9 protein-coding genes and 1 tRNA gene are annotated in these 10721 nt (G+C 72.3%); 5 read left to right on the top strand and 5 right to left on the bottom strand.

The features are described 5' to 3' along the window. Positions 1–466: 466 nt before the first annotated feature. A complete protein-coding gene (locus AB4Z14_RS17255) occupies positions 467–1411 on the top strand; it encodes a cold-shock protein (protein WP_442276274.1) in 945 nt (314 codons plus the stop codon). 128 nt (positions 1412–1539) lie between these two features. Here AB4Z14_RS17255 and AB4Z14_RS17250 read toward each other — a convergent pair whose 3' ends face one another. Then, the gene (locus tag AB4Z14_RS17250; protein WP_442276273.1) at positions 1540–2295 is read right to left on the bottom strand and encodes a molybdopterin-dependent oxidoreductase; all 756 of its coding nucleotides are present in this window, start codon (positions 2293–2295) and stop codon (positions 1540–1542) included. Positions 2296–3063: 768 nt separating this feature from the next. Between AB4Z14_RS17250 and AB4Z14_RS17245 the strand changes: the two genes are divergently transcribed. Further along, a tRNA-Arg gene (locus AB4Z14_RS17245) sits at positions 3064–3139 on the top strand. An 83-nt stretch (positions 3140–3222) separates the two neighbouring features. On the opposite strand, the gene AB4Z14_RS17240 is transcribed toward AB4Z14_RS17245, so the two are convergent. Then, positions 3223–3522, bottom strand: a complete 300-nt coding sequence (locus tag AB4Z14_RS17240; protein WP_442276272.1) for a thioredoxin family protein — start codon at positions 3520–3522, stop codon at positions 3223–3225. Positions 3523–3694: 172 nt separating this feature from the next. Between AB4Z14_RS17240 and AB4Z14_RS17235 the strand changes: the two genes are divergently transcribed. Further along, the gene (locus AB4Z14_RS17235) at positions 3695–5917 is read left to right on the top strand and encodes an MASE1 domain-containing protein (RefSeq protein ID WP_442276271.1); all 2223 of its coding nucleotides are present in this window, start codon (positions 3695–3697) and stop codon (positions 5915–5917) included. Then, positions 5914–6381, top strand: coding sequence for an STAS domain-containing protein (locus AB4Z14_RS17230; RefSeq protein ID WP_442276270.1), 468 nt, complete (start codon positions 5914–5916; stop codon positions 6379–6381). The genes AB4Z14_RS17235 and AB4Z14_RS17230 overlap by 4 nt, the downstream gene beginning before the upstream one ends. On the opposite strand, the gene AB4Z14_RS17225 is transcribed toward AB4Z14_RS17230, so the two are convergent. Then, positions 6366–8162 carry a sigma-70 family RNA polymerase sigma factor gene (locus AB4Z14_RS17225; protein ID WP_442276269.1) on the bottom strand — a complete coding sequence of 599 codons (1797 nt, stop codon included), beginning with the start codon at positions 8160–8162 and terminating at the stop codon, positions 6366–6368. The two genes, AB4Z14_RS17230 and AB4Z14_RS17225, sit on opposite strands and share 16 nt — an antisense overlap. Positions 8163–8491: 329 nt before the next feature. On the opposite strand from AB4Z14_RS17225, the gene AB4Z14_RS17220 reads away from it, so the two are divergent. After that, complete coding sequence (locus AB4Z14_RS17220) at positions 8492–9103, top strand: hypothetical protein (protein WP_442276268.1); 612 nt, start codon at positions 8492–8494, stop codon at positions 9101–9103. A gap of 61 nt (positions 9104–9164) precedes the next feature. Here the strand turns inward: AB4Z14_RS17220 and AB4Z14_RS17215 are convergent, their stop codons facing one another. Beyond that, on the bottom strand, positions 9165–9848 hold the full coding sequence (locus tag AB4Z14_RS17215) for a DsbA family oxidoreductase (protein WP_442276267.1): 684 nt from the start codon (positions 9846–9848) through the stop codon (positions 9165–9167). Between the two features lie 95 nt (positions 9849–9943). After that, positions 9944–10720: a C40 family peptidase gene (locus AB4Z14_RS17210; protein WP_442276266.1), complete on the bottom strand. Its 777-nt coding sequence runs from the start codon at positions 10718–10720 to the stop codon at positions 9944–9946. Position 10721: the final 1 nt, after the last annotated feature.

Here is a 10721-nt window from a genome sequence, read left to right as displayed (position 1 = left end):
CCGCGCGCTCCACCTCAGCAGGTGTGAGCGACTTCTTCGCTGCTCTCTCAAGCGGGCTCACGCCCACCAGTGTGTCGGTCATCATCCGACCCTTCCCGCTGAACCAGTCAGCGCGTTGGGCCAGTTACACCGTTACTCGGACAGTCTCCAAGTCCTTGTCTCCGGGCTTGTGGAGGTACATGTGGCCCATGACCCAGCACGGGAAGTTCCTCAAGCGCATACTCGATCATCCACCTGACCGCGCCTGTGCAGTACTGGTTTCGGCATTCCAAGGTGTATGGCGGCGACGGTCTGCCTACGTCCGGTCGGGCCGCTGTCGGCGCGTCGCCGGGTGCCGTGCATGTCGCCGTCGGGCACCTGCCACGGCACTGCGAGCACCGCCGGGCGCCGGGCGCCGGGCGCTTGTCGCGGTCCCGTCGGGGGACACTAGGGGAACACCGACCGTAGCTTCGACAAGGAGTCAGCCGTGACCGAGGGAACCGTCCGCTGGTTCGATGCCGACCGGGGGTTTGGCTTCATCGCCCTCGGGCAGGACGCAGAGGACCTGTACGTGCATGCGTCCGAGATCATCAGCGACGACGCGATGAAGCTGCTCCGGGAGGGGCAGGTGGTCGAGTTCGAGATCGGCGAGGGGGACCGCGGCCCGCAGGCACGCCGCGTCCGGGTCACGGCCGACCAGGCCGCCGATACACCGCTGGGCGTGCTCGGCACCGTCGCCTGGTACGAGCCTGCCAAGGGGTACGGGTTCATCACGCCCGATGGCGGTGGTGCCGAGATCTTCGTGCACAGTTCGGCCATCGTGGCGGGCGGCGTGGTCTCGGAGGGGCAGCGGGTGGCGTTCCTCGTTGTCGACGGGGAGAAGGGACCGCAGGCTGACCATCTGCTGCCCTTGGGTGCCGAGGCCGCCCAGCAGGCCGTGGCATCCGACGGGGCGGACGGCACCGTGTCCTGGTACGACGCGGACAAGGGCTTCGGGTTCATCACACCCGAGTCGGGCGGCTCCGATGTCTTCGTCCACGTCCGGGCGCTGGCCGACGGCCTCCCCGACCTGGGCGAGGGTGACCGGGTGACGTACGACATCGTCGTGAGCGAGAGGGGCCCGCAGGCTCGCGACGTGCGCCTCGCACGCAGCTCGACACCGCGGGGCGCACCCGCGGCATCGACGGCCCGCCCTCGGTCGCGACACCTGGAGGCATCCGACGTGCCGGCGCGAGGCGGCGAGGGAGTGGTGGCACGCTACGACGCGGAGCGGGGGTTCGGCTTCATCGCCCCCGACGCGGGAGGCCCGGACCTGTTCGTGCACGTGTCTGTCCTCAGAGACGCCGAGGCGCTGCACCAGGGCGATCGGGTCCGGTACCAGGTGCGACAGAGCGATCGAGGACCACAGGCCGACCGCGTCGAACGGGTGTGAGCGGGACGGCGGTCCGGGTCGTACGCGGCTCGTCAGCGCGAGGGTGAGCGGCGCGGCCGACGTGGCGCGGCGGCCTCGAGGGTCGGTCGATTCAGGACCCCGCCCTCGAAACGAGTCAGCCCCTGCGCCTACTGGAGGGGAAACGGTGGCTGCGACCACCAGGGTTGCGGTTCGACGCTGACGTGGTCGACCCACTTGACCCACCAGAAACCCCTGCGTCCGGGTGCGACCAACCGGACTGGCGCGCCGTGGCCGGACGAGAGCAGTGCGCCGCCCACGTGGGTGGCCAGCAGCAGCACGGACGTGTCCTCGGGTGGGAAGCGTCTCGTGTAGCCGGTCGCCGAGCGGACGGCGATTGATCCCCGGTCCGGGGTGCCGAGCAGGGTGTCGAGACGCACGCCGCGCCAAGTCTGCTCGGCCCACCAGCCGCCCGTGCAGTCCAGGACCGCCACCTGCGTCGTGCTACTCATCGCCAAGAGCTCGCCGTGTGAAAGTGCAATCGTCGGCTCTCCGAGTCGGCTGACCTGCAGTGCGTACGTGTCCAGGTCGATACGGGCCACGTCGTCGGTGAACCACTGCGTGACCGGCATGGTGGAGGGGACGCCAGACCCCACCTCGTAGGACCCGGTCGCTCGACGATGTCGACCTGGGAGACCTGCGACCGACGTGACGGACTCCGTCGCGCCGTAGGCCAGTGCCGCGGCGCCACCGACCACCATGGCTCTCAACGCGGTTCGCCGGGACATATCGGTCTGGCGCGGTCGCTGCGCTCGACGCGCCACGTGGAGCAGCACGAGCGGCGCGACCGCGACGGCGGAGGCGATGTGCACGGCGAGCACACGGACGCCGCCGACCTCGAGGGGACCGAGCGTGGCATGCACCACCCCGGCAGCCAGGCTGACAGTGACGACCCCCGCCAAGGCGACCGCGACAGTGTGCCGACGCCGACGACGGAGGCCACGTCGCACGATCACGCTCTTCCACGGGGCAAGCACCAGGATCCCCAGGCCCAGGATGCCGTGCACCACGCTCACGGTCCTGGACTGCGGCGAACCCTCGATCCCGAACGCCAACCAGCCGGTCACGAAGGCTCCCGCCAGCAGCAGAAGCAGGGCGAGGTTGGTCTGCCGGCTTGGCCGGGACGGTACGACCATCCGTCAAGTGTGCCGCGGACTCCCGGAATGGCGCCGGCACGCGCGTGCTGTCCTCAGGCGGATGGTCCGGTTGGGCATTCTTCGCAGATTTGGCGGCAGAGATCCGCGTTTCTCCTTGAACGGAAGTACCCCCGGCAACTGCGCCACAGAGAATCAGCTGAGGCCGACGAACAAGCTCGCGCTGTCAGAAAGTAGTAGCCGGCGACGATCCCGAGGCCCGCGACTGCAAGCATGAGCATGACGGAACCGATGAGCCCCACAGGTGACCCCTGCTCAACATTCAGCCCTCATGGGCGCGTGGGGCAGCGTAGCGGTCCGCGGCGGCTCGCGGTCATGCCACTGATGGTGCGTGTCATGGTGCCGGTGGCAGCCCTGCGCGGGACCGCCGCGCGGGTCCAGTAGCCTGTCCCCGTTGGTCGGCCCGACAGGGCCTCGCGACAGCCAGGGTTACAGCGACCCTTGCAGCGAGGTTCCCAGCGAGGGTTTCAGCCATGCCCCGCCCTCGTAGCTCAGGGGATAGAGCACCGCTCTCCTAAAGCGGGTGTCGCAGGTTCGAATCCTGCCGGGGGCACCACAACGAAATTCGCGACCGAGCGGACATCGACCAGCTCTCTCGTCACCGAGCGACCAAGCGACCGCGAATCCATGGATCCACCCTCACGACAGCACCTCGACCAGCTGCGCCACGGTCGGCGAACCGTCCCGCCCGTCCGGCGTCGTGAACACGCGACAGGCCAGGGCCGGCTGCTCGGTCCCCGAGGCGAACGGGTCCGTGCCGTCGATGAGGATCGTGGGCGAGCCGATGAAGTCGAGTCGCTCGGCGTGCTCGGTGGTCTCGACCCGCACTCGCAGAATCGGCTCGTCCCCGTGGTCCACTTCGGCCAGAGCCGAGCGGAGCCTCTCCTCGGCCACCACCCAGTTCGGGCACCCGTCGAAGTAGAGCAGCCGCACGTCCACCAGCCCATCATGCGCTCCTCGTGGACAGCCCCGCGCACTGGCGCGACTCGGTCACCTCCCAGCCGAGCATCAACGGCTCCCAACTGGGTGGACGAAACGCTCGTCACACCACACTCGGTGCTCCTAGAGTCACTGCCATGGCGGGGCGTGGGCGGCTGGACTGCTCCCGACGATGACGACAGGCGTGGGGGCGGTGGAGACCTCGGGCCCTGCTCCCCTGCCCTCCCGCGTCACCCGGGATTCGGACGGCAAGGACACACCGGACATCTCCACCGCCACCACCCGGACGAGACGCCTCGTCCGCCTGGCCGCCATCGCCATCGCCTACTACCTCGGCGCCCGCCTCGGCCTGAGCCTCTCGCTCGTCGGCAACGACGTGACCCCGTTCTGGCCGCCGACTGGTGTCGCCGTCGCTGCGCTCATCGTCTTCGGGCGGTCCTACTGGCCGGCCGTCGCCGTCGCGGCCCTTGCGGTCAACCTGCCGATCAGCGCCAACCCGCTGGCCGCGGCGGTCACGGCCGTCGGCAACACCCTCGCACCCGTCGTCGCGGTCACCCTCCTCCAGCGGGTGGGCTTCCGCCGCCAGCTCGACCGCCAGCGCGACGCCCTCGCAATCGTCTTCCTCGGCGCCCTCGCCAGCATGCTCGTCAGCGCGACGATCGGCGCGGCGACCCTCCTCGCCTCGGGCTCTATCACGACTGCCCAGCTGCCGGCCGCGTGGGCGGTGTGGTGGACCGGTGACGCGATGGGCGTCCTCGCCGTCGCGCCGTTCCTGCTGTGCCTGCCGCTCTTCTGGGAGCAGCGCCGCTGGCCGCTCCGGCTGTGGCTCGAGGCCGTGATGATCCTCGTCGTCGCGACCCTCGTCGTGGCTACCGCCGTGACCACGGGGCTGCACATCTTCTTCCTCACCCTCCCGCTGCTGGGCTGGGCCGCCTGGCGCCTCCAGCTGCGGGGAGCCGCCCCTGCTGCGCTCATCGCCACCCTCCTCGCCACGGCGGCCGCCGCCCGGCAGCGCGGTCCCTTCGAGGGCAAGACGCTGCTCGAGCAGATGGTGACGCTCCAGGCCTTCAACGCCTGCGTCGCGCTCACCTCCTTCTTCCTCGCCGCCCTCGTCAGCGAGCGCATGCAGACCGCCGCCGCCCTCGAGAAGGCCGCATCCGAGCTCGAGCGACGGGTCGAGCAGCGCACCGCCCAGCTGTCGGCAGCCAACGCCCGGCTCGTCCAGGAGATCCAAGAGCGCTCCGAGGCCCAGGAGCTGCTGAGCCACGAGGAGGCCCGGGCGCAGCGCGAGCACCAGATCGCCGAGACCCTGCAGCGCAGCCTCCTGCCCGACCGTCTCCCCGACGTGCCCGGGGTCGCCCTCGCCGCGCGCTACGTGCCCGCGACGGCCGACGTGCAGGTCGGCGGCGACTGGTACGACGTCGTCCAGCTCCCCGGCGGCCTCCTCGGGCTCGCGATCGGCGACGTCGCGGGCCACGGCCTCACCGCCGCCGCGACGATGGTCCAGGTCCGGATGGCCCTGCGCGCGTACGCCCTTCAGGACCCCTCGCCGCCCGCCGTCATGCGCGGCGTCCACGAGCTCGTCGCCCAGCTCCCGGTCCCCGAGATGGTCACCCTCATCTATCTCGTCTTCGACCCGGCCACGCGCCGCATCCGCTGGACCAACGCGGGCCACCCACCTGCACTCGCTTTCGCGGGCGGTCAGGGCACCTACCTCCAGGGCGCCCTCTCCCCTCCCGTCGGCGTCACCGTCGACGGCTCGTTCACCGAGGCCACCCAGGTCCTGCCACCGGGGGCAACCCTCCTGCTCTACACCGACGGGCTCGTCGAGCGGCGCGGTGTCTCCCTCACCGCCGGCCTCGACCGGCTCGACCGCGAGGCCTCCGCCGTCCCCGACGACGACATCGAGGCCCTCTGCGAGCGACTTCTCGACACCTTCCTCGACGAGGAGCACATCGAGGACGACGTCGCGATCCTCGCCATGCGCCCCCTGCCGTCGGTCGACGGCGAGCTCGACGTCCGGCTGCCCGCCGAGGCCCGCAACCTCGTGCAGGTCCGCAGCGCCCTGCGCCGCTGGCTCAAGGAGGCCTCCGTCTCCGAGGCCGACGTCAACGAGGTCCTCGTCGCCTGCGGGGAGGCCTGCGCCAACGTCGTCCAGCACGCCTACAGCGGGCAGGGGTCGGCCGGCGAGCTCGTCGTCGAGGCCCGGCTCGACGGCGGCGCCCTCGAGGTGCGCATCCGCGACCACGGCCACTGGCGCCCAGCCGCCGACCGCGGCGGCGGCTGGGGACTCCAGCTCATGGATGCCCTCATGGACGACGTCGACGTCGAGCACACCCCCGGTGGCACCGACGTCCGCCTGCGCCGTCGCGTCCACGTGACGGTCGAGGCATGAGCGACCTCGCCCGCGTCGACACGCGCCGCGCCGGCACCACCCAGCTCGTCCGCATCACCGGCGAGCTCGACCTGTCCAACGCGCGCGAGCTCACCGACGCCCTCGGACACGCGGTCCCCGACGACGTCACGCTCGTCGTCGTCGACCTCAGCGGCACGACCTACCTCGACAGCGGTGGCATCGCCGCGTTCTTCCGCCTCTCCCAGCGACTGCGGGACCGCCGACAGGATCTCCGGCTCGTCGTCCCCCACGCCTCGCCCATCCGCGCCGTCGTCGAGCTGACCCGGCTGAGCCAGGTGATCCCCGTCGACGAGAGTGTCCCCGACCTCCCCGGCCAGATGGCGTATGCCGCCCTCCCGCCCGACGGCGCGCCCGCCCCCTCCCAGCCCCCACCCACCACAGACGTGCCCGAGCCCGGGGACCCTGACCTGGCCGAGCCCGAGGGCGATCAGCGCAACGGGTAGCTGCCCGACCCGGGCAGCGTCGCTCCGGCGCGGTCGGTGAAGCGGGCCACGAGGTCCCCCGAGAGACGGGGCTGCACGCGGGTGACCTCGACGACGAGCTCCCCGGCGCGCAGCCGCCCGTCGAACTGCGCGGTCGGCTGGCTCACGTGCTCGACGACCCGGGCGCCGTGCACGTCGCGCACCGAGGTGAGGAGCCAGCCGGCCGGCGCCGTCAGGTGTGCGAGGTAGCCGCGGTCGCTCGGCGTGAACGTCAGGCTCGTCACCGTGCCGACCGGAGCGGGAGGCGGCGCGACATTGGTCGTCGGGGTCGGCCGGCTGCTCGTCGGCGTCGGCGTCGTCGTCGGGCTCGGGCTCGGGCTCGGGCTCGGGCGGCTCGACGAGGTGGCGCTCGTGCCGGTGGAGTTCGGCGCGGGGCGCGACGGCGGCCTCGACTGCCGGTCGGCGCTCCCGCTCCGGCCGCCCGACGACCGGAAACGAGAGACGCCCTCGGCCGTCGCGACCCCGATCACGGGTCGCGGCGCGGTCGACGTCGGCACCGACGAGCTCGTCGTCTCGGCCGGGTAGGGCGACTCCGTCCCGTCCACCGGTCCGGCCGACGAGTCCCGGCCCACCGGCGCGTCGGCCGAGACGCGTCCGGTCGGCTGGAGTTGGAGCAGGAAGAGGGCGGTCGCGACGACGAGTGCAGCCGCAGCCAGCACCGCGGCCGCCGAGCGACCCGGCACCGACAGCACGCGACCGTTGACCCCGCCCGAGCCACCTCCGGGCCCACCTCCGCTGACGTCGGCGGCGAACTCTGACAGGTCGTCGGCCCCGTCCATGAGCGAGGCCACGCCCACGGCGACCGGGATCGTGGCGCCGCCCGTCGCTGCGACCGCGCCCGCGCCCGCTGCACCGGCGACGACCGTGCCGTCGCCCACCGCGTCGTCGCCCACCGCGTCGGCGGCACCGAGCCCCGACGCCACCGCGAACGCCCCTGGCAGGAGCACCGGCGCGACGCGCAGCCGGATCGCCTCGTCGACGTCGACGACGTCGAGCACCGCAGCCCGGCACCGGGCGCAGCTGTCGAGGTGCTCGTCGACGCGCTCGCGAGCCTTGACCGGGAGGGAGTCGCGCACGTAGCCACCGAGCTGGCGTCGCACCGCCCGGCAGTCCGCGTCGCCGGCGTTCGCGACGAGCTCGGAGAGGAAGGTCTGGCGCAGCCGCTCTCGCGCCCGCTTGCTCCGGCTCGCGACGCCGTTCGGCGTCGTGCCCAGCCCGGGAGCGATCTGGTGCGGCTTCTCCTCGTGCACGACCAGACGCCAGAGCAGCGACCGGGACTCGTCGGGCAGCGAACGCCAGGCCGCCCAGACGGCGTCGCGCTCCTCGGCGTCGACGGCCTCGTCCTCCGCCGAGGCAGCCGCGCGGGTGTCGACGGTCGTCTCGTCGTCGGTCAGCACGACCCGGTTCGTGTAGCGCCGCGCCACGTCGATGTTGGCCCGGCGCAGCGTGCTGAGCAGGTAGGGCCGGAAGGCGGTGTCGGGCCCGCCCCCACCACGGAGGGCATCGAGGGTGCGGGTGAAGCTCTCGCTGACGAGGTCGTCGACGTCGCTCGGCGACGCGACCCGGGAGGCGAGCCGTCGGGCCGCGGGCTCGTGCCGCGACCACAGCACGGAGTAGGCGGCGGCGTCGCCCGCCCGAACCCGGTCGACGAGCGCCGCGTCGCTCTCGGGTCCGTCGACGCGTACGCCCTCGTCCGCCCCAGCCACGGACTCGCCGCCGTGCTCGTCGTGCGCCCGCTCCACGTTCTTCTGTCCCCCACCCGTACCCCGACGTCTCGTCGGCTGTCTCGACCCAAGCTCCAGCAGGGTGCGTGACCGGGCGCCGGGTCCCGTCCCCGGCCTGTCGGCGCGTCAGCAACGCACCTCACGCATCCTTCCCCTGGAGACGCGCGAGGGACCGAATCATGGCGCGACATGCCCTCGGATGTACAGGGTTGGCGGCGTGCCGGGTGATTTGCGTGCGTTTGCGACACACCTACCGACGCCCGGGCGGGCTTGCCCAAGAGCCGGATCCGACCCGGACCTGCGTGCGACCATAGAGACTCCACGACCCGTCACCCCAGGAGCAGCACATGACGGCGACCGACCCGAGCCACGGCTTCCTCAGCGAACCGGCTCTGACACCGGAGCTCGAGGCCTACTTCGCGAGCGACGTCACCGACCACGGCTACGTCATGAACCTCAGCCGCGTCTGGGCGCAGTCGCCAGCGGCCCACGACACGCTCTTCGCGCTCCTGGCCGACATGGTCTCCGTCGCCGGCCTGAGCTTCCGGCAGCGCGGCATCCTCATCGCCGCGACCGCCTCGACCATCGGCGACTCCTACTGCGCGCTCGCGTGGGGTGGCCGCCTCGCCACCGCTGCCGGCGAGGAGGTCGCAGGCGCCGTGCTCCGCGGAGACGACGAGCCCCTCGACGCCGCCGACGCCGCCCTGGCGACCTGGGCCCGGACCGTGGCGAGCACCCCGAACGCCACCACCCCTGCCGACCTCGAGCCCTTGCGCGCCGCCGGCTTCGACGACCGGCAGATCTTCGCGATCACGGTCTTCGTCGCGCTGCGCCGGGCCTTCTCGACCGTCAACGACGCCCTCGGCCCGCTCCCCGACCACCAGCTGCGCGCCGACGCCCCACCCGCCGTGGACGACGCGGTCTCCTTCGGCCGCCCGGCCGCGGACCAGCCCTCCTGACCGAGGGCGTATGCCGTCCGCCCGGCCCGTCGGGCCGGGCACCCTGCCTGCGAGTCCGCGCTCAGAGGGTCTGCGTGGCCACCCCGCGCAGCAGCGCGAGGTAGTCCTCGACCGGGTGCGCTCCGGTCACGGCGGCATACCCGTTGGCGACGACGAACGGCGTCGACATCACGCCCATGGAGCGCGCCTGCTGCTCGTCCTCACGCACCTGCTCGGCGTACTCGTCGGAGGCGAGCACGGCCGACACCCGCCGCTCGTCGAGACCGCACTCGCCGGCGAGGCGCTGCAGGACCTCACGGTCGTCGATGGCGAGGCCCTCGCCGAAGTGCGCGGAGTGGAAGCGCTCGACCGCCGCGGAGCGCAGCGCGGGGCCTCCCATCTCGCCGGCGAGGGCGCAGAGCCGGTGCGCGTCGAAGGTGTTGGCGCGCACCGCGCGGTCCCAGTCGAAGACGAGGTCGTCGGCCTCGGCCACCTCGCTGGCCTTGGCGTTCATGAGCCGGCCAGCGCCCGCGTCGCCGCCGTGGCGCACCGAGAGGTGGTCGCTGACGGGCACGGAGCCACCGACCGGGACGTCCGGGTCGAGCTCGAAGGAGCGCAGGCGCACCGTGACGTCGTGCGGCCGCTCGAAGGCGGCGACGGCAGCCTCGACACGGCGCTTGGCGACCCACGAGTAAGGGCAGACCAGGTCGCTCCAGAGGTCGAGCTCGATCATGGTCGTGGACTCGGCAGCAGGCTGATCGGTCATCGACTCAGTCAACCACGGTGGCCGACAGGGCCGGAAAGCGCTGCGCCCCCACCGGATCCGGTGGGGGCGCAGCGTGTGGCGTGAGAGGTGACCGCTCAGATGCGGCCGTACATCGACGGCGTCGTCCAGATGGAGTGGTTGCCGATGACGGTGCCGGGACGCTGGGCGTCGATCATGCGGCCCGGGCTGACGTAGATGCCCACGTGGTAGATCGGCGAGCCGAAGAAGACGAGGTCGCCGGGGCGCGGGTTGCTGACCGGGGTCGAGGCCGCGGCCTGCGCGGACGCGGTGCGCGGGATCGAGATGCCGGCCTGGCGGTAGACGTAGGACGTGAAGCCGGAGCAGTCGAAGCCGGAGGGCGTCGTGCCGCCGTAGACGTAGGGAACGCCGAAGTACGACTGGGCGATGCCGATGATGCCGGTGGCGCTGGGGTTGGGCGCGACGTTGAGGGCCACCCGGGTGGTCGAGCCGGAGCGCGACGCGCGCTGCTGGGTAACCTCACGCTCGGCCGCGGCCTTCTCGGCGGCCTTCTTCGCGGCGCGCTCGGACTTGACCTGGACGTCCTCGATGACGACCGGCTTGACCGAGGCCTGCTTGAGGGCGGGCTTGGCGTAGCCGATCGCCGACAGGGCGTTGCCGGCCTTGAGCGTGCCGACGGCGGGGCCGACGGCCGCGGGACCGGCGACCGTGCTGGCGGAGCCGTCAGCGGCGTTCGCGGTGCCGGCGAACGAAGCGACGAGACCACCCGAGGCCGCGACGATGGCGGCACCCTTCACGGCGGGCTGGGCCGACTCCTTGGCGATCGTCTTGAGCTCCGAGATCGCGTTGAAGCGACCGGGGGCGCGGTGGCGCCCGGGAACGTTCTGAGCCACG

Source organism: Terrabacter sp. 2TAF16, assembly GCF_052115065.1.
Lineage (GTDB): Bacteria > Actinomycetota > Actinomycetes > Actinomycetales > Dermatophilaceae > Terrabacter.
This window is presented reverse-complemented; position numbering and strand designations above follow the sequence as displayed.